The sequence below is a fragment of the Variovorax sp. TBS-050B genome, assembly GCF_029893635.1.
Taxonomy (GTDB): Bacteria; Pseudomonadota; Gammaproteobacteria; order Burkholderiales; family Burkholderiaceae_C; genus Variovorax.
This window is the reverse complement of sequence record NZ_JARXYR010000002.1, coordinates 4268974-4286591: the sequence shown is the minus strand read 5'-3', so window position 1 is coordinate 4286591 and position 17618 is coordinate 4268974. Positions and strand designations below refer to the sequence as shown.

Genomic DNA, 17618 nt, shown 5'->3' with positions numbered 1-17618 from the left:
TGCCTCGGCCGTGCGCGGCTTCGACCGCGCGCCGAGACTTATGTCTCGGAACCGCCTTCGAGCGGCGCGCCGGGTGCCCGCACGCGGGCGGTGCCGAGCGCGTCCGCCAGCCGCGCCGGCAGCGGCAGCGGCTCTGCGTGCCATTGCGCCGCCAGCAGCTCCGCGCACAGCGCGGCAAAGCTCAGGCCGCGCGAGCCCAGCGCGGTGCAGACCCAGAGGCCGGCGGCCGCGTCGAGCGGTCCGACGAGGGGGCGGCGGTCGCCCGAGGCGCAGCGGATGCCGACCCAGGCTTCGACCTCGCCGCGCGCGAAGGCCGGCGCGAGGGCGGCGGCGGCCGCGGGTGCGAGGCGTTCGAGCCGCTGGCGGTTCGCGGCCGCATCGGCAGGCCGCGGCGCGAGGTCGGTGTCGCCGCGGTCGTAGGTGGCGCCCGCGAGCCAGAGCCGAGCGCCGTCGGGCTCGGGCACCCCGGCGATCAGATGGCCGTCGCCGTTGATCGGCATCGCGGGCAGGGCGGCGGCATCGCCCCCATCGGCCGCGCGGCCCCAGGCGACCTGGCCGCGCACCGGCTGCAGCGGCAGGGCGGGCGCGAAGTGCTGCGATGCGCAGCCCGCGGCCACGACCACGCGCTCCGCCTCGGCCAGCGTGGCGCCGGCGGCATCGCGCAGTTGCCAGCCCGCGGCGCCGCGGACCAGGCGCTCGACCCGCGCTCCGCCGCGGAACACCACGCCCGGCGTGCGCAGCCAGGCCTCCACCAGCCGTGCCGGGCGCACCCAGCCCGCGCGCGCATGCCGCAGCGCCGGCGCGTCGGGCGGCAGTGCGGCCGCGGCCAGGCAGGCGGCATCGGCGCGCCACGATTCGTTGGGACCGTCCTCGCGCCACGCGGGCGGCAGGCGCAGGTCGCCGTCGGGACGGCGCTCGAGCACGCCGCTCGCGCGCCAGTCGCGCCCTTCCGGCAGCAGGCGCTCGAGCTCGGTCCAGGTCGCGCGAACGCCCGCGCGCGTGAGGCGCGAGAGCAGCGCGTCGTCGGGCGACACATGCGGCGCCATCACGCCGACCGGCAGCCCCGAGGCCCCGGCCGCGGGATGTGCGGCGGCATCGAGCACCGTGACCTGCCAGCCGCGCCGTGCCAGGCTCGCGGCCACGGCAGCGCCCGCCAGGCCGGCGCCCACGACAGCGCAGCGCGCGGGCTCCGCCTGCGCGGGCGACGGGCCGCGGCGCCGCACGGTCCAGGCCGGTGCGAACACGGCGCCGAGGCAGTCGCGCTTGGGCGGCAGGCCCGGCCGCCGTTCGAGCCGGAAACCGTTCTGGGCCAGTGCGTCCCGCACCGCGCGCGCGAAGGTCCAGGTGGCCAGGCCGGTGCCCTGGCGTGCGAAGCGCGAGACCGCCTTCAGCGTCTCGGGCGACCACATGGCCGGGTTCTTCTGCGGGCTGAAGCCGTCCAAAAAGATGCTGTCAGCCTCGAAGCGCTGCGCGCGCAGCATCGCCTGCACCTCGCCGACGCAGAGCGTGAGCAGCACGCGGCCGTCGTCGAAGGCGAGCCGGTGAAAGCCCGGCAGCAGCCCGTGCCATTGCGCGGCGAGGGCCTGTGCGAGCGGCGTGAGTTCAGGGTAGGCCTCGGCCGCGCGCAGCAGATCGTCCGCGGCCACGGGATGGGCCTCGATGGCGACGAAGTGCAGCATTTCCGGCCGCGCGCCATCCGCGCGCCAGGCCTGCCAGGCTGTCAGGAAATTGAGGCCGAGCCCGAATCCGGTTTCGAGAATCAGCCAGCGCGGCCGTCCGGCCCAGGCTTCGGGCAGGCCGCAGCCGCCGAGGAACACATGGCGGGCCTGCGCCAGCGCCCCGGTTTCGGTGTGATAGATGTCGTCGAAGCGCGCGCTGTGCGGAACCCCGTCCGGCCGCCAGGTGACGGGCTCGGCGCTCACAGCCGGGCCACGGTGCTCAGCTGCCCGAAGGAGGCACGTAGCCCTGCGCCACGTCGGCGCCTTCACCGAAGAAGTGCTTCTCCATCTGCCGCGCGAGGTACTGGCGCGCGCGCAGATCGGCCAGGTTGAGCCGGTTCTCGTTGACCAGCATCGTCTGCTGCTTGAGCCAGGCGGCCCAGGCCTCCTTGCTCACGTTTTCCCACAGGCGCTTGCCCAGTTCTCCGGGATAGGGCGGGAAGTCGAGCCCTTCGGCCTCTTTGCCGAGCTTGATGCACTGAACCATGCGTGCCATTTGATTGCCTCTGTGGGGGAAAGCGGTTGCTTAGTTGATTTGGCTATTTAGAACTGAGAACTCGGTCGTTCCCGTTTCCATATGCCGTATTGAGAATAGGTGGCTTCATCGATATGCCTTTTTGAGCAGGACAACAATGAGCATCCGCCGCGACTTTATCAAGCTTTCCCTCGGTGCCGGCGTGGCCGGCGCCATGGCCCTGACGGCGTTGCCGTCGTTCGCGCAGCAGGGCGCGGGCCCCGTGACGCTGCTCAACGTGTCCTACGACCCGACGCGCGAGCTCTACGTGGACTACAACCGCGCCTTCGCCAAGTACTGGAAGGGCAAGACCGGTCAGGACGTGACCATCAAGCAGTCGCACGGCGGCTCGGGCAAGCAGGCGCGCTCGATCATCGACGGCATCGACGCCGACGTGGCCACGCTCGCGCTCGGCGGCGACATCGATGCGCTGGTCACGCACGGCGGCGTGGTCAAGGCCGACTGGCAGAAGCGCCTGCCGCACAACTCGGCGCCCTACACCTCCACCATCGTGTTCCTGGTGAAGAAGGGCAACCCCAAGGGCCTGAAGGACTGGGACGACCTGGTGAAGCCCGGCGTGCAGGTGATCACGCCCAACCCCAAGACCTCGGGCGGCGCGCGCTGGAACTACCTGGCCGCATGGGAATTCGCGAAGCGCAAGTACGGCAGCGACGCCAAGGCCAAGGAATACATCGGCAACCTGTTCAGGAACGTGCCGGTGCTCGACACCGGCGCGCGCGGCGCGACCATCACCTTCGTGCAGCGCGGCGTGGGCGACGTGCTGCTGGCCTGGGAGAACGAGGCCTTCCTCGCGCTGAAGGAATTCGGCGCCGAGAAGTTCGAGATCGTGGTGCCGTCGATCTCGATCCTCGCCGAGCCGACCGTGGCGGTCGTCGACAAGGTGGTCGACAAGAAGGGCACGCGCGCGGTGGCCGAGGAATACCTCAAGTACCTGTACTCGGACGAAGGCCAGGACATCGCGGGCCGCAACTTCTACCGGCCCACCTCCGACAAGGCGAAGGCCAAGTACGACAAGCAGTTCCCGAAGCTCACGCTCGTGAGCATCGACCAGGCCTTCGGCGGCTGGGCCGCGGCCGACAAGGCGCATTTCGCCGATGGCGGCTCCTTCGACCAGATCTACGGTCCGAAGCAGAAGTAATCGACCTTCATCGGAAAGAAAGCCCCTCGTGTCCGTTCTCCTGATTGCCGGCAGCCCCTCCGCACCCTCGCGTTCCACCGCCTTGCTCGAGGCCGTGGGCGCGCGGCTCGCCGCCCGCGCGGCGCGCATCGACCGCCTCGTGGTGCGCGATCTCCCGGCCGAAGCGCTGCTCCGCGCCGAGTGGGGCCATCCCGCCATCGCGGCCGCCATCGCCAAGGTGGCGGCGGCGCGCGCGGTGGTGGTCGCGACGCCGGTCTACAAGGCGGCCTACGGCGGGGTGCTGAAGGTGTTCCTCGATCTGCTCGCGCAGAACGCGCTCAAGGGCAAGACCGTGCTGCCGCTCGCCACGGGCGGCAGTCCGCACCACATGCTCGCGCTCGACTATGCGCTGCGGCCGGTGCTGCATGCGCTCTCGGCGCGCCACATCCTGCCGGGCGTCTACGCGACCGACGCGCAGATCACGCTCACGCCCGAGAACGCCTGGCAGGTGCATGCCGAGCTGGCCGAGCGGCTCGACGATGCGGCCGAGGTGCTTGCGACCGAAGGGCTGCAGCTGCCGGCAAGACACGGCTTCGAGCCAGTCCCTTTTTCGCAGGTGCGATGTAGCGTCTGAAGACGGCCGCTCTCGCGGTCCCTGCTTTCCCTCCCCCAAGACCCCCGCTGCCCGCTCCTCGTGCGCCGGCGGAAGGGGCCGGCTTTGCCTGAATTTCCGAAGAAGGAGTCCCCATGAATCCCGTTGCCACCGAAGATTCCGTGCTCGAGACGCCGCCGCGCTCGTTCTGGCACGCGCTGCGCGACCTCGCGGTCAGCGCCATCGTCGTCACCGCGGTCGCGCTGATCGCCGGCTTCATCTCGGCCTGAGGAGCATGCGCATGACATCGCTCCCGATCCCGCGCCGCCGCCTGCTGCAGGGCGCGGCCGCAGCCATTGCGCTGCCTTCGTTCTCCGCGCTCGCGCAGCAGCCCGCGCGCCAGTTCCGCATCGGCAAGCAGAAGGGCCTGCTGAGCATCCTCAAGGGCCGCGGCACGCTCGAGAAGAGGCTCGCGCCGCTCGGCGTCTCGGTCAAGTGGACCGAGTTCACGGCCGGGCCGGTGCAGCTCGAGGCGCTCAACGTCGGCTCGATCGACTTCGGCGACGTGGGCGAGGCGCCGCCGATCTTCGCGCAGGCCGCGGGCGCGCCGCTGGCCTACGTGGCGGCCTCGCCGCAGCGCCCGCAGTCGGAAGCGGTGCTGGTGCCCAGGGGCTCGGCGATCCGCAGCGTGGCCGATCTCAAGGGAAAGAAGGTCGCGCTCAACAAGGGCTCGAACGTCCACTACTTCATCGTCAAGCTGGCCGAGAAGCACGGCCTGTCGTACGGCGACCTGAACCCGGTCTTCCTGCCGCCGGCCGATGCGCGCGCGGCCTTCGAGAAGGGCTCGGTCGACGCGTGGGTGATCTGGGACCCGTTCCTCGCCGCGGCCGAGAAGTCGCTCGATGCGCGCGTGCTGGCCGATGCCACGGGCGTGGTGGGCAACCGCTCCTACTACTTCTCGTCGCTCGGCTATGCGGCCAGGAACGCCGACGTGCTGGCCATCGCGATCGAGGAGCTCAACCGCGTCGATGCCTGGGGCAACGCGAACAAGGACGCGCTCGCGGCCGAGCTCGCGGCGCTCTGGGGCCTGCCCAAGCCCGTGGCCGACCTGACCGTGGCGCGCGCGGCCTACGGCACCGGCCCGATCACCCGGGCGATCCTCGCGGAGCAGCAGCAGATCGCCGACACCTTCTTCGAGCTGAAGCTGATCCCCCGAAAGATCAGCGTCTACGAGGCCGCCGCGGCGGGCACCGCATGACGCCCGCCGCGACCTCCCGCACCCTGCCGCACCGCGCCGCGCAGGTGCTCGCCACCACCTCGCGCGCCTGGGGCCTGCATGCGCGCCCGCGCCCGCACGCGGGGCCGGTGCGCCTTCGCCTTGCGCCGCCGTGCGTGCGCGGCTTCTTCTTCGCCATCTGACGAGCAACCCCATGCAGATCTTCTGGTTCCTTCCCACGCACGGCGACAGCCGCTATCTCGGCAGCACCGAAGGCGCGCGCCCGGTCGACCTCGCTTACCTGCAGCAGATCGCCGGCGCGGCCGACCACCTGGGCTACGAGGGCGTGCTGATTCCCACCGGCCGCTCCTGCGAAGACCCGTGGGTCATCGCCTCCAGCCTGATCGGTGCGACGACGCGGCTGCGCTTCCTGGTGGCGGTGCGGCCCGGCCTGCACCAGCCCGCGCTGGCCGCGCGCATGGCCGCCACCTTCGACCGGCTCTCGGGCGGGCGGCTGCTCGTGAACCTCGTGACCGGCGGCGACCAGGCCGAGCTCGAAGGCGACGGCGTGTTCCTCGACCATGCGGCGCGCTACGCGCAGTCGGCCGAGTTCATCCGCATCTGGCGCGAGATCATCGCGCGCAGCCACGAGGGCCAGGCCTTCGACTACGAGGGCGAGCACCTGCGCGTGAAGGGCGCGAAGCTGCTCTATCCGCCGGTGCAGAAGCCGCATCCCCCCGTGTGGTTCGGCGGCTCCTCGGCCGCTGCGCACGAACTGGCGGCCGAGCAGGTCGACGCCTACCTCAGCTGGGGCGAGCCGCCGGCCGAGCTGGCGAAGAAGATCGCCGACGTGCGCAACCGCGCGGCGCAGAAGGGCCGCACGGTGCAGTTCGGCATCCGGCTGCACGTCATCGTGCGCGAGACCGAGGCGGACGCCTGGCAGGCCGCGGAAGAACTGATCAGCCGCGTCGACGACGAGACCGTGGTGCGCGCACAGGCGGCGTTCGCCCGCATGGACTCCGAAGGGCAGCGCCGCATGGCGGCCCTGCATGCGTCGGGGACGAAGCGCTCGCGTGCCGAGCTCGAGATCGCGCCCAACCTCTGGGCCGGCGTGGGGCTGGTGCGCGGCGGCGCGGGCACCGCGCTCGTGGGCGATCCGCGGACGGTCGCGGCGCGCATCGAGGAATACGCGGCGCTCGGCCTCGACAAGTTCATCTTCTCGGGCTACCCGCACCTGGAGGAAGCCTATCGCTTCGCCGAACTGGTGTTCCCGCTGCTCTCGCGCAAGACGCGGACGCGGCTCGCCGGCGGGCCGGTCACGGGGCCCTTCGGCGAAGTGGTCGCCAATCTCGATGCGCCGTCGCGGCTCGTCTCCCAAAGCTAGAAGGACAGGAACACCCATGGTGGAACAGGTACAGGAACTGCCGGCGGTCGCGCCGGCCGAAGGCACGGGCCGCGCGCTGCGCGCCTTCGGCGGCCATGTCGCGAAGCGGCTGGTGCCGTGGATCGTGCCGGTGGCGCTGATCGTCGCCTGGCAGATCGCCTCGTCGCTCGGCTGGCTCAGCACGCGCGTGCTGCCCGCGCCGCTCGACGTGGTCAAGGCGGCCTGGTCGCTCACGGTGTCGGGCGAGCTCTGGACGCACGTCAAGGTCAGCGCGGGCCGCGCGCTCGCGGGGCTGGCGATCGGCGGCGGCGCGGGGCTGGCGCTGGGGCTGCTCACCGGCTCGGTCAAGTCCTTCGAGACGCTGCTCGACTCCACGATCCAGATGGTGCGCAACATTCCCGCGCTCGCGCTGATCCCGCTCGTGATCCTGTGGTTCGGCATCGACGAATCGGCCAAGCTGTTCCTGATCTCGGTGTCGGTGTTCTTTCCGATCTACCTCAACACCTTCCACGGCATCCGCAACGTCGATCCGCAACTGATCGAGATGGGGCGCACCTACGGGCTCTCGCGCTGGCAGCTCTACCGCGAGGTGATCCTGCCGGGCGCACTGTCGTCGATCCTCGTCGGGCTGCGCTTTTCGCTCGGGCTGATGTGGGTGATCCTGATCGTGGCCGAGACCATCTCGGCGCAGGCCGGCATCGGCTACCTGACGATGAACGCACGCGAGTTCCTGCAGACCGACATCGTGCTCGTGGGCATCCTGCTCTATGCGCTGCTCGGCAAGCTGGCCGACCTGTTCGCGCGCGGGCTGGAGCAATGGTGGCTGCGCTGGCACCCGGGTTACCAGAAGAAGGCGAAGTGAGGGCAGGGCAATGAACCGGAAGTCTTTCAACATCGGCCGCCGCACCGCGGTGGCCGCGCTAGGCGCCTTCGGTGCCGGCGCCGTGTGGGCCCAGGGCGCCACGCCGCGGCCCGCGGTGGTGCGGCTCGGCTATCAGAAGTCGTCCACGCTGACCGCGGTGCTGAAGGCGCAGGGCACGCTCGAGCAGCGGCTCGCGCCGCTCCACGTCGTGCCGAGCTGGCACGAGTTCACCAGCGGCCTGCCGCTGCTCGAGGCCCTGAACCTCGACAACCTCGACTTCAGCGCCGACGTGGCCGACACCGTGCCGGTGTTCGCGCAGGCCGCCGGCGCCGCGCTGACCTTCGTCGCACAGGAAGCGCCTTCGCCGACCGCGCAGGCGATCCTCGTGCGCGAAGACTCGCCGCTGCGCAGGGTCGCGGACCTCAAGGGGAAGAAGGTCGGCTTCGCCAAGGCCGCGGGCGCGCACTACCTGCTGATCGCGGCGCTCGAGAAGGCCGGCCTTTCCTTCCGGGACATCGAGCCCGCGTACCTGACGCCGGCCGACGGCCGCGCGGCCTTCGAGCGCGGCGCCATCGACGCCTGGGTGGTGTGGGACCCGTTCCTCGCCGCGGCCGAGCGCCAGGCCAAGGTGCGCGTGCTGGCCGACGGCACGGGCATCGCCCAGTACCAGCGCTACTACCTCGCGAGCACGCGCTTCGCGAAGGCCCGGCCCGACGTGCTGCGGGTGGTGTATGCCGAACTCGAGAAGGCCGGCCGCTGGGTCAAGCAGAACCCGAAGGACGCGGCGGCCCTGCTGTCGCCCGTGTGGGGGCTCGACACCGCGACCATCGAGCAGGCCAACGCGCGCCGCAGCTATGCGGTGCGGCCGGTGCGCGCCGAGGCGCTCGCCGAACAGCAGCGCATCGCCGACGCCTTCTTCGCCGAGAAGCTGCTGCCCCGAAAAATCAACGCGCTCGACGTGGCGCTGTTCCAACCAGGCTCGACATCATGAGTGCAGTGCACGAAGACATCCGACAGTCCGACGCGGCCCTCGCGGGCGGCGTGCGCCTCGAGGCGCGCGGGCTCCACAAGCGCTACGGCGAGCGCGAGGTGCTGCGCAACACGCAGCTCGCGATCGAGCCGGGGCAGTTCATCGCCATCGTCGGGCGCAGCGGCTGCGGCAAGAGCACGCTGCTGCGGCTGGTCGCGGGACTGGAGGCGCCCAGCGCCGGCGGCCTGTTCGCCGACGGCCGGGCGATCGACGGGCTGCACGACGACACGCGCATCATGTTCCAGGAGGCGCGGCTGCTGCCCTGGCGCCGCGTGCTCGACAACGTGACGCTCGGCCTGTCCGACGCCGCCCGTGCGCGGGGCCGGGAAGTGCTGGCGCAGGTGGGCCTGGCCGACCGCGAGAACGAATGGCCCGCGCGGCTGTCGGGCGGTCAGCGCCAGCGCGTGTCGCTCGCGCGCGCGCTGGTGCACCGGCCGCGGCTGCTGCTGCTGGACGAGCCGCTGGGCGCGCTCGATGCACTCACGCGCATCGAGATGCACCGCCTGATCGAAGACCTCTGGCAGCGCCACCGCTTCACCGCGCTGCTGGTGACGCACGACGTGCAGGAGGCGGTCGCGCTCGCCGACCGCGTGATCCTGATCGAGGACGGCCGCATCGCGCTCGACGAGCACATCGCACTCGCACGGCCGCGCTCGCAGGGCGACCCGGCCTTCGCGGCGATCGAGAAGCGCATCCTCGACCGCGTGCTGCAGAAGTCGGCCGACGGCGAGGCCGGAGAGCCCGGTGCCTGGCTGCCGCCGCCCGCGCACGCGCTGCGCTGGGCGATCTGAGATTCATTGTTCCCAACGCAGGACGAAAGACCTCCCATGTCGCAGAACTGGAAATTCGAGACCCTCTCGGTGCACGCCGGCTACTCGCCCGATCCCACCACGCGCGCGGTGGCGCCGCCGATCTACCAGACGGTGGCCTATGCCTTCGACAGCGCGCAGCATGGCGCCGACCTGTTCGACCTCAAGGTGCCGGGCAACATCTACACCCGCATCAACAACCCCACGCAGGACGTGCTCGAACAGCGCGTGGCCGCGCTCGAAGGCGGCATCGCCGCGCTCGCGCTGGCCTCGGGCCAGGCGGCCGTGACCTATGCGATCCAGACCATCGCCGAAGCCGGCGACAACATCGTGAGCAGCACCGCGCTCTACGGCGGCACCTACAACCTGTTCGCGCACACGCTGCCGCAGTTCGGCATCGGCACGCGCTTCGCGGACCACCGCGACCCGGCGAGCTTCGAGCCGCTGATCGACGAGCGCACCAAGGCCGTGTTCGTCGAATCGCTCGGCAACCCGGCCGGCAACGTGACCGACATCGCCGCCGTGGCCGAGATCGCGCACCGCCACGGCGTGCCGCTGATCGTCGACAACACCGTGCCTTCGCCGTACCTGAGCCGGCCGATCGCGCACGGCGCCGACATCGTGGTGCATTCGCTGACCAAGTACCTCGGCGGCCATGGCACCAGCATCGGCGGCGCCATCGTCGATTCGGGCAGGTTCCCGTGGGCGCAGCACAAAGAGCGCTTCCGGCGCCTCAACGAACCCGACGTGAGCTACCACGGCGTGGTCTACACCGAGGCGCTCGGCCCGGCGGCCTACATCGGCCGTGCGCGCGTGGTGCCGCTGCGCAACACGGGCGCGGCGATCTCGCCGTTCAACGCCTTCCAGATCCTGCAGGGCATCGAGACGCTCGCGCTGCGCATGGACCGCATCAGCAGCAACGCGCTCGCGGTGGCGCAGCACCTGAAGCGCCACCCGGCCGTGAGCTGGGTCAACTACGCCGCGCTCGAGGACCATCCCGACCACGCGCTGGCGCAGAAGTACTTCGGCGGCCGCGCGAGCGGCGTGCTGACCTTCGGCATCGGCAGCGGCCGCGCGGGCGGCGCGAAGTTCCTCGACGCGCTGCAGCTGTTCACCCGGCTCGTGAACATCGGCGACGTGCGCTCGCTCGCCACCCATCCCGCCTCGACCACGCACCGCCAGCTCTCGCCCGAGGAACTCGCGCGCGCCGGCGTGACCGAGGACACGGTGCGGCTGTCGGTGGGCATCGAGCACATCGACGACCTGCTCGCCGACCTCGACCGGGCGCTCGCCGCCGCGGCCGCATGAGCACGGCCGCAGGCGTGCTTTTTTCATTCTTCCCTCCACCCGAACCATCCGAAAGAGAACCCACCATGTCCATCCAGGCCATCAACGTGCGCAACCAGTTCAAGGGCAAGGTCCGCGAGATCATCCGCGGCGACGTCGTCTCCGAAGTCGACGTCGAGACCGCCTGGGGCATCGTCACCTCGGTGATCACCACGCGCTCGATCGACGAGCTCCAGCTCAAGGTCGGCTCCGACGTGGTCGCGCTGGTGAAGTCGACGGAGGTTTCGATCGCCAAGCTCTGACGGACCCCGGGGCTTGCGAATCCCGGCGCCGCGTTGGCGCCGGGTTCTTTTTGCTTGCTTTACAGTGCAACGGACGCTGTCACCGGAGAAGCAAGCATGGTCCATTTCGAAGTCGGCGAGATCGTCCGCGCGCTGCACGAGGCGCGCAACGAGTGGCGCGATTCGCAGCGCCGTTCGCGCGAGCCCGGCGCGCGCGAGTTTCCGTCGCGCGATGCGCTCGCGCAGATCGTCGAATCGCTCAAGGGCGCGCTGTTCCCGATGCGGCTCGGCCCGCCCGAACTGCGGCACGAGAGCGAGGACTTCTACGTCGGCCACACGCTGAACACCGCGCTGCAGGCGCTGCTGTTGCAGGCGCGGCTCGAACTCAACTTCAATGCGCGCCACGCGCCCGACGCCGCGGTCGACATCGACCAGACCGCCGCCGAGGCGGTGCGGCAGTTCGCGCTCGCGCTGCCGCGGCTGCGCCGGCTGCTCGACAGCGACGTGCTCGCGGCCTACCACGGCGATCCGGCCGCGCGCAGCGTTGACGAGGTGCTGCTGTGCTATCCGGGCGTGCTCGCGATGATCCACCACCGGCTCGCGCACGAGCTCTACCGGCTCGGGCTGCCGCTTCTGGCGCGCATCGTGGCCGAACTCGCGCATGCGCAGACCGGCATCGACATCCACCCCGGCGCGCAGATCGATGCCGGCTTCTTCATGGACCACGGCACCGGCATCGTGATCGGCGAGACCGCGGTCATCGGCAAGCGCGTGCGGCTCTACCAGGCCGTGACGCTCGGCGCCAAGCGCTTCCCGACCGACGCCGAAGGCAACCTGCAGAAGGGCCTGCCGCGGCATCCGGTGGTGGAGGACGACGTGGTCATCTACGCCGGCGCCACCATCCTCGGACGCGTGACGCTGGGCAAGGGCGCGGTGATCGGCGGCAACGTCTGGATCACCGACGACGTGCCGCCCGGTGCGAGCGTGACGCAGGCGAGCCTGCAGAACGCGCCGCGGGGCTGAGCGTTCGGCCAGGCGACGGGCGCCGCGGGCCGCGCTATGCTTCGCGGTCGTTTCCCAACCCTGTCGCCTGCATCCGCATGTTCCAGCCACAAGCCGCTTCTTCCGCTCCCGCTTCCACCGCGCCCGCCGCGGCATCCTGCGACGTCCTCGTCGTCGGCGGCGGCCCTGCCGGTTCCACCATCGCGGCGCTGCTCGCGCAGCAGGGCCGCAAGGTGGTGCTGGTCGAGAAGGAGCACCATCCGCGCTTCCACATCGGCGAATCGCTCTTGCCCGCGAACGTCGAGCTGTTCGAGAAGCTCGGCGTGCGCGACCAGGTCGAGAAGATCGGCATGCCGAAGTTCGGCATCGAATTCGTCTCGCCCGACCACGAGCACCGCAGCTACGTGGACTTCGCCGAGGGCTGGGACAAGTCGCTCGACTCGGCCTGGCAGGTGCGCCGCTCCGAGCTCGACGAACTGCTGTTCCGCAACGCCGCCGCGCGCGGTGCCGAGGCGATCGAGGGCTGCAAGGTGCGCGACGTGGCCTTCGACGCCGAGGGCGCCACGGTGCAGGCGGTGATGGACGACGGCGCGAAGCGCAGCTGGCGCGCACGCTTCCTGGTCGATGCCACGGGCCGCGACACGCTGCTCGCCAACAAATTCCGCTGCAAGGAGAAGAACCCCGACCACAACAGCACCGCGCTGTTCGGCCACTTCACCAACGCCGAGCGGCTCGAGGGCAAGAAGGAAGGCAACATCAGCATCTGCTGGTTCGACCACGGCTGGTTCTGGTTCATTCCGCTGGCCGACGGCACCACGAGCGTGGGCGCGGTCTGCTGGCCGTACTACCTGAAGACGCGCGACAAGCCGCTGAAGGACTTCTTCTACGACACCATCGCGCTCTGCCCGGTGCTCGTGGACCGGCTGAAGAACGCCACGCTGGTGGACGACGCGGTGCACGCCACCGGCAACTTCTCGTATTCGAGCACGCACGCCACCGGCGACCGCTACCTGATGCTGGGCGACGCCTTCACCTTCATCGACCCGATGTTCTCCTCGGGCGTGTACCTGGCCATGCACAGCGCCTTCGACGGCGCCGAACTCGTGGCGACCGCGCTCGACCGGCCGGCCGCGCTGGCCGCGGCGCGGCGCGACTTCGAGGCCATGATGCGCAAGGGGCCGCGCGAGTATTCATGGTTCATCTACCGCGTGACGAACCCGACGATCCGCGACATGTTCATGCACCCGGGCAATCCGTTCCGCGTGAAGGAAGGCCTGATGTCGCTGCTGGCCGGCGACATCTACCGCGACACGCCGATCTGGCGTGCGCTCGGCATGTTCAAGTTCCTCTACTACTTCATCTCGATCACCCACATGCGGCGCACCTGGGAAGGATGGAAGCGGCACCGCTTCAACATCCGCGACATGGGTGCGCTCAAGGGCGAGACGATCCTCAAGGCTGACTGACCGGCGCGCCGCCCGGCGCCGCTGCGTTCAGGCGGCTTCGCGCGCGCGGCGGGCTTCGTAGGCCTTGAGGTGGACGTAGGCGGCGCGCAGCATGGACGGCGCGGCCGAAGGGGCGGGCGAGGGCGCGCGGCCGAGCAGGTCGCCGACGATGTGGTCGGCCTCCACGGGTGCGCCGCGCACGATGTCCTTGTACATGGAGGCCGTCATCGGCGAGCCCGGCGCGGTGAGGAAGGCACGTCCGCGCTCGATGGCGGCAGGGCGCAGCGCAAAGCCGTTGTGGGCGGCGATGGCGGCGCATTCGTCGAAGATCGAGAGCGCCACGTCGCGGCCGCCCGCGGCCGCGATGTCGCCGATGGAGGCGCGCATCAGGCTCGTGAGGCCGGCGGCCGAGGCGATGAAGACCCACTTCTCCCACATGTCCTGCGAGATGTTCTCGCTCAGCGTGGCGTCGAACTTCGCGCCCGCGAACTCGGCCGCGATCGCCTCGACGCGCGCCGAGCGGCCGCCGCCGCGCTCGCCGTAGCTCAGGCCGTGCATGTCGTTGAGGTGCAGCACGCGGCCCTCGTCGTCGAGCGTGGCGGAGATCATGCAGAGCCCGCCGAGCACGCGCGCATCGCCGAAGCGCGCGGCCAGCCGGTCGACGTGGCGCAGGCCGTTGAGCAGCGGAAGGATCACGGTGTCGGGGCCCACCGCGGGCGCGAACGCGTCCATGGCCGATTCGAGGTCGTAGGCCTTGCTGCCCACCACGACCACGTCGTACGGCGCCTCGATGTCCTCGGCCAGCACGTGCGGCGGCGAGGGCAGGTCGAGGTCGCCGAAGGGGCTTCGGACCACGAGCCCGGTCTTTGCGATCTGCGCGGCGCGGCGCGGTCGCAGCAGAAAAGTCACGTCGCGTCCGGCCTCGAGCAGCCGTCCGCCGAAATAGCCGCCGAGCGCGCCGGCGCCCACCATCAGAAATCTCATCGCGATTCGCTCCTGGTCGAAGAATGACGCGGGCCATGATGCCCGCGATCGCGCAGGCGTGCTCGGCGCCTGCCAAAGGCGGGTGCGGCCGATGAACTTTTCCGGAAAAGGTCATGGGCGCTTCGCATAATCGTCCGGCCCGACTTTTTCTTCTTCTTCTTCTTTTCTTTCATCAAGGAGCCTCACCCATGAGCCAGACCCGGATCGCCGTCATCGTCGGCAGCCTCCGCAAGGATTCGTTCAACCAGAAGCTGGCGCTTGCGCTGGCGCACCTCGCGCCCTCGGACTTCACCTTCGAGCATGTGCGCATCGACGACCTGCCGCTGTACAACCAGGACGACGACGGCAACCAGGCGGCCCCGGTCCGGCGGCTCAAGAGCGAGATCGCCGCGGCCGACGGCCTGCTGTTCGTCACGCCCGAATACAACCGCTCCTTCCCCGGCGTGCTGAAGAACGCGATCGACCACGCTTCGCGCCCCTACGGGCAGAGCGCCTGGGGCGGCAAGCCGGCCGGCGTGCTGGGCGTGTCGGTGGGCGCCATCGGCACTGCGCTGGCGCAGCAGCACCTGCGCAACGTGCTGGCCTACCTCGACGTGCCCACGCTCGGCGCGCCCGAGGTGTTCCTGCAGGCGAAGGACGACCTGTTCGACGACCGCGGCCACATCGGCAACGAAGGCACGAAGAAGTTCCTGCAGGGCTGGATGGACAAGTACGTGGCCTGGATCAAGAGCCACGCGGCAGCCTGAGCCGCCGCGCGACCATGAAAAAGGCCGCCCCTCGGGGCGGCCTTTTTTCTGGCAGGGCGGAACGCAGGAGGGCGGACGCCCGCTCAGGCCGCCTGGGCCACGTTCTGCTGGTTCGCAGCCTCGGCGGTGACCGCGAGGATGTCGCCACGCGCCGCGCTCAGTGCGGCGGCCTTGGGCGCATCGCCCATCGCCAGGCCTTCCGCGCGCACGAAGCGCACGTCGGTGATGCCGAAGAAGCCGAAGATCACCTTGAGGTAGCTCTCCTGGTGTTCGGTGGCCTGGCCGGCCTCGGTGGTCGAGTAGATGCCGCCGCGGCTCGAAGCCACGATCACGGTCTTGCCGCCGGCGAGGCCCGTGGGGCCCTTTTCCGTGTATTTGAAGGTGCGGCCGGGCTGCGCGAGGCGGTCGATCCAGGCCTTGAGCTGCGTCGGGATCGAGAAGTTGTAGAGCGGTGCGCCCACGACGACCACGTCGGCCGCGAGGAACTGGCTCACCAGCTTCTCGGACAGCGCGTTCTCGCGCTGCTGGGCTTCGCTGGGCTGGGCCTGCAGGCCGATCTTGGCGCCCAGGGAGTCAGGACCGAAGTGGGGCGGGGCGTCGAGGGCGAGGTCGAGGTACTCGACGGTGGTGTCGGGGTGCGCAGCCTTCCAGGCGGCCACGATCTCGGCGGTGAGCTGGCGCGAGACCGAGCCGTTGGCGAGGACGCTGGAGTCGATGTGCAGCAGTTTCATGATCGATCGCTTTCTTGATGGAAAGCCGGCGCTCGAAAGTGGCCGGCGACGTGAGAATTCTATTTTTGGTGCCAGTGGCTGATAAGTAGTCAAATTTTGACGACTTCGTTCCATATGCAGGACAATCGAAGCCATGCAGGACCTCAACGACATGGTTTTCTTTGCCGAAGTGGCCGAGCGTGGCGGCTTCGCCGCCGCCAGCCGCGCACTTGGCATTCCCAAATCGCGCCTTTCGCGCCGCGTGGCGGAACTGGAGGATTGGCTCGGCGTGCAGCTGATGCAGCGCAGCACCCGGCGCCTGTCGCTCACGCCGGCGGGCGAACTCTTCCTGCGCCATTCGGCGGCGGTGCGCGATGCGGCCCAGGCGGCGACCGAGGCGGTGGCGCAGGTGCACACCGAACCCTGCGGCATCGTGCGCCTGGCCTGCCCGATCACGGTGGCCCACAGCGGACTCGCGCAGCTGCTGCCGCGCTTCATGGCGCTCTATCCCGCGGTGCGCATCGACCTGCGCGTGCTGAACCGGCCGGTGGACCTGATCGAGGAAGGCATCGACATCGCGCTGCGCGTGCGCCCCGCGATCGAGGACAGCACCACGCTGGTCGCCAAGGTGCTCGGCACCAGCCGGGCGGTGATGGTGGTGCGGCCGGACCTGCTCGAGCGCTTCGGCCCGGTGCAGACGCCCGCCGACCTCGCGAAGCTGCCGAGCGCGGCCATGTCGGCCAACGCCGAGGGCCGCAGCGAATGGCGGCTCGAGGGGCCGAACGGCGAGATCCACGTGCACCTCCACACCCCGCGCTACGTGGCGGACGACCTTGCCTCGCTGCAAGTGGCCGCGCTCGAAGGCGTCGGCGCGACGCTCCTGCCCGGCTACATGTGCCGCGCCGACCTCGCCGCGGGCCGGCTGGTGCAGCTGCTGCCGGACTGGGGGCCGGCGCAGGCGATCGCGCACATGGTCTTTCCGGCGCGGCGCGCGCTGGTGCCGGCGGTGCGCAAGCTGATCGATTTCCTCGCCGAGCACCTGAGCGGCAGCCAGTCGCCGATGTATTGAAAAGGCTTATTCGAAAATCGCCATAACCAAACAAGCAGATATTCGTTTGGCATTGAAGCGACCGTTCGCACAATCGCGGGTTCCATCTTCCAAGGAGAGCGACCATGGCGACCCTGCGACTCGGCGATACCGCCCCCAATTTCACCCAGGACTCGAGCGAAGGCCCCCTCGACTTCTACCAGTGGGCGGGCGACTCATGGGTGGTGTTCTTCTCGCATCCGGCCGACTTCACGCCGGTGTGCACCACCGAACTCGGCAAGACCGCGGCCCTGTCGGGCGAGTTCGCCAAGCGCGGCGTGAAGCCGATCGCGCTCAGCGTGGACCCTGCCGACAAGCACAAGGAGTGGATCGGCGACATCAACGAGACGCAGAACACCACGGTCAACTTCCCCATCATCGCGGACCATGACCGCAAGGTGGCCGACCTCTACGACCTGATCCATCCGAACGCCTCGGCCACGGCCACGGTGCGCAGCGTGTTCATCATCGATCCGAAGAAGACGATCCGCGCGACCATCACCTACCCGGCCTCGACCGGCCGCAACTTCGACGAGATCCTGCGCGTGATCGACTCGCTGCAGCTCACCGACAGCCACAAGGTCGCCACGCCCGTGAACTGGAAGGACGGCGACGACGTGGTCATCGTCCCGAGCATCCAGGACCCGGCCGAACTCGCCCAGCGCTTCCCCAAGGGTTTCAAGGCCGTGCGGCCGTACCTGCGCATCACGCCACAGCCCAACAAGTAAGACAGGGACAGCAAGGGTGCAGGCTTCGATGCTCCTTCAGGGAACACCGCGGAACCGGCTCTGCCGGGCCGCTGGTGTTGCCCCC

General features: G+C 70.0%; 20 protein-coding genes. 16 read left to right on the top strand and 4 right to left on the bottom strand.

Going from position 1 to position 17618, the window contains the following annotated elements; translation table 11 throughout:
- Positions 1 to 38 precede the first annotated feature (38 nt).
- Positions 39 to 1922, bottom strand: coding sequence for an FAD-dependent 5-carboxymethylaminomethyl-2-thiouridine(34) oxidoreductase MnmC (mnmC, locus tag M2165_RS22915; RefSeq protein ID WP_280816873.1), 1884 nt, complete (start codon positions 1920 to 1922; stop codon positions 39 to 41).
- Between the two features lie 16 nt (positions 1923 to 1938).
- The gene (locus tag M2165_RS22910) at positions 1939 to 2214 is read right to left on the bottom strand and encodes an oxidative damage protection protein (RefSeq protein ID WP_280816872.1); all 276 of its coding nucleotides are present in this window, start codon (positions 2212 to 2214) and stop codon (positions 1939 to 1941) included.
- Positions 2215 to 2350: 136 nt separating this feature from the next.
- Between M2165_RS22910 and M2165_RS22905 the strand changes: the two genes are divergently transcribed.
- From M2165_RS22905 to M2165_RS22845, 13 genes are all read left to right on the top strand, one after another.
- On the top strand, positions 2351 to 3391 hold the full coding sequence (locus M2165_RS22905) for a sulfate ABC transporter substrate-binding protein (protein ID WP_280816871.1): 1041 nt from the start codon (positions 2351 to 2353) through the stop codon (positions 3389 to 3391).
- Positions 3392 to 3419: 28 nt separating this feature from the next.
- A complete protein-coding gene (gene ssuE, locus M2165_RS22900; protein WP_280816870.1) occupies positions 3420 to 4004 on the top strand; it encodes an NADPH-dependent FMN reductase in 585 nt (194 codons plus the stop codon).
- A gap of 113 nt (positions 4005 to 4117) precedes the next feature.
- Positions 4118 to 4252 (top strand): hypothetical protein, encoded by a 135-nt coding sequence (locus M2165_RS22895; protein ID WP_280816869.1) that lies wholly within the window; start codon positions 4118 to 4120, stop codon positions 4250 to 4252.
- Between the two features lie 11 nt (positions 4253 to 4263).
- Complete coding sequence (locus tag M2165_RS22890; protein ID WP_280816868.1) at positions 4264 to 5220, top strand: sulfonate ABC transporter substrate-binding protein; 957 nt, start codon at positions 4264 to 4266, stop codon at positions 5218 to 5220.
- Positions 5217 to 5381: a hypothetical protein gene (locus tag M2165_RS22885; protein ID WP_280816867.1), complete on the top strand. Its 165-nt coding sequence runs from the start codon at positions 5217 to 5219 to the stop codon at positions 5379 to 5381. Before M2165_RS22890 ends, M2165_RS22885 begins: the two co-directional genes overlap by 4 nt.
- An 11-nt stretch (positions 5382 to 5392) precedes the next feature.
- Complete coding sequence (gene ssuD / locus M2165_RS22880; RefSeq protein WP_280816866.1) at positions 5393 to 6562, top strand: FMNH2-dependent alkanesulfonate monooxygenase; 1170 nt, start codon at positions 5393 to 5395, stop codon at positions 6560 to 6562.
- A gap of 16 nt (positions 6563 to 6578) precedes the next feature.
- Complete coding sequence (ssuC, locus tag M2165_RS22875) at positions 6579 to 7424, top strand: aliphatic sulfonate ABC transporter permease SsuC (protein ID WP_280816865.1); 846 nt, start codon at positions 6579 to 6581, stop codon at positions 7422 to 7424.
- A 10-nt stretch (positions 7425 to 7434) separates the two neighbouring features.
- Entirely contained in the window at positions 7435 to 8415 is a 981-nt protein-coding gene (locus M2165_RS22870) for an aliphatic sulfonate ABC transporter substrate-binding protein (RefSeq protein ID WP_280816864.1), read from the top strand.
- Positions 8412 to 9245, top strand: coding sequence for an ATP-binding cassette domain-containing protein (locus M2165_RS22865; protein WP_280816863.1), 834 nt, complete (start codon positions 8412 to 8414; stop codon positions 9243 to 9245). Before M2165_RS22870 ends, M2165_RS22865 begins: the two co-directional genes overlap by 4 nt.
- Before the next feature lie 36 nt (positions 9246 to 9281).
- On the top strand, positions 9282 to 10571 hold the full coding sequence (locus M2165_RS22860) for an aminotransferase class I/II-fold pyridoxal phosphate-dependent enzyme (RefSeq protein ID WP_280816862.1): 1290 nt from the start codon (positions 9282 to 9284) through the stop codon (positions 10569 to 10571).
- Between the two features lie 65 nt (positions 10572 to 10636).
- Positions 10637 to 10852, top strand: coding sequence for a molybdopterin-binding protein (locus tag M2165_RS22855; RefSeq protein ID WP_042579699.1), 216 nt, complete (start codon positions 10637 to 10639; stop codon positions 10850 to 10852).
- A gap of 96 nt (positions 10853 to 10948) precedes the next feature.
- The gene (gene epsC, locus M2165_RS22850) at positions 10949 to 11854 is read left to right on the top strand and encodes a serine O-acetyltransferase EpsC (RefSeq protein WP_280816861.1); all 906 of its coding nucleotides are present in this window, start codon (positions 10949 to 10951) and stop codon (positions 11852 to 11854) included.
- Positions 11855 to 11931: 77 nt separating this feature from the next.
- Positions 11932 to 13299: an NAD(P)/FAD-dependent oxidoreductase gene (locus M2165_RS22845; protein WP_280816860.1), complete on the top strand. Its 1368-nt coding sequence runs from the start codon at positions 11932 to 11934 to the stop codon at positions 13297 to 13299.
- A 27-nt stretch (positions 13300 to 13326) separates the two neighbouring features.
- Here M2165_RS22845 and panE read toward each other — a convergent pair whose 3' ends face one another.
- Complete coding sequence (gene panE / locus M2165_RS22840) at positions 13327 to 14262, bottom strand: 2-dehydropantoate 2-reductase (RefSeq protein ID WP_280816859.1); 936 nt, start codon at positions 14260 to 14262, stop codon at positions 13327 to 13329.
- A gap of 188 nt (positions 14263 to 14450) precedes the next feature.
- On the opposite strand from panE, the gene M2165_RS22835 reads away from it, so the two are divergent.
- The gene (locus M2165_RS22835; RefSeq protein WP_280816858.1) at positions 14451 to 15008 is read left to right on the top strand and encodes an NAD(P)H-dependent oxidoreductase; all 558 of its coding nucleotides are present in this window, start codon (positions 14451 to 14453) and stop codon (positions 15006 to 15008) included.
- A gap of 83 nt (positions 15009 to 15091) precedes the next feature.
- Here the strand turns inward: M2165_RS22835 and M2165_RS22830 are convergent, their stop codons facing one another.
- Positions 15092 to 15739 (bottom strand): NAD(P)H-dependent oxidoreductase, encoded by a 648-nt coding sequence (locus M2165_RS22830; RefSeq protein ID WP_280816857.1) that lies wholly within the window; start codon positions 15737 to 15739, stop codon positions 15092 to 15094.
- Between the two features lie 133 nt (positions 15740 to 15872).
- Between M2165_RS22830 and M2165_RS22825 the strand changes: the two genes are divergently transcribed.
- Complete coding sequence (locus M2165_RS22825; protein ID WP_280816856.1) at positions 15873 to 16787, top strand: LysR family transcriptional regulator; 915 nt, start codon at positions 15873 to 15875, stop codon at positions 16785 to 16787.
- Positions 16788 to 16891: 104 nt separating this feature from the next.
- Entirely contained in the window at positions 16892 to 17533 is a 642-nt protein-coding gene (locus M2165_RS22820) for a peroxiredoxin (protein WP_280816855.1), read from the top strand.
- Positions 17534 to 17618: the final 85 nt, after the last annotated feature.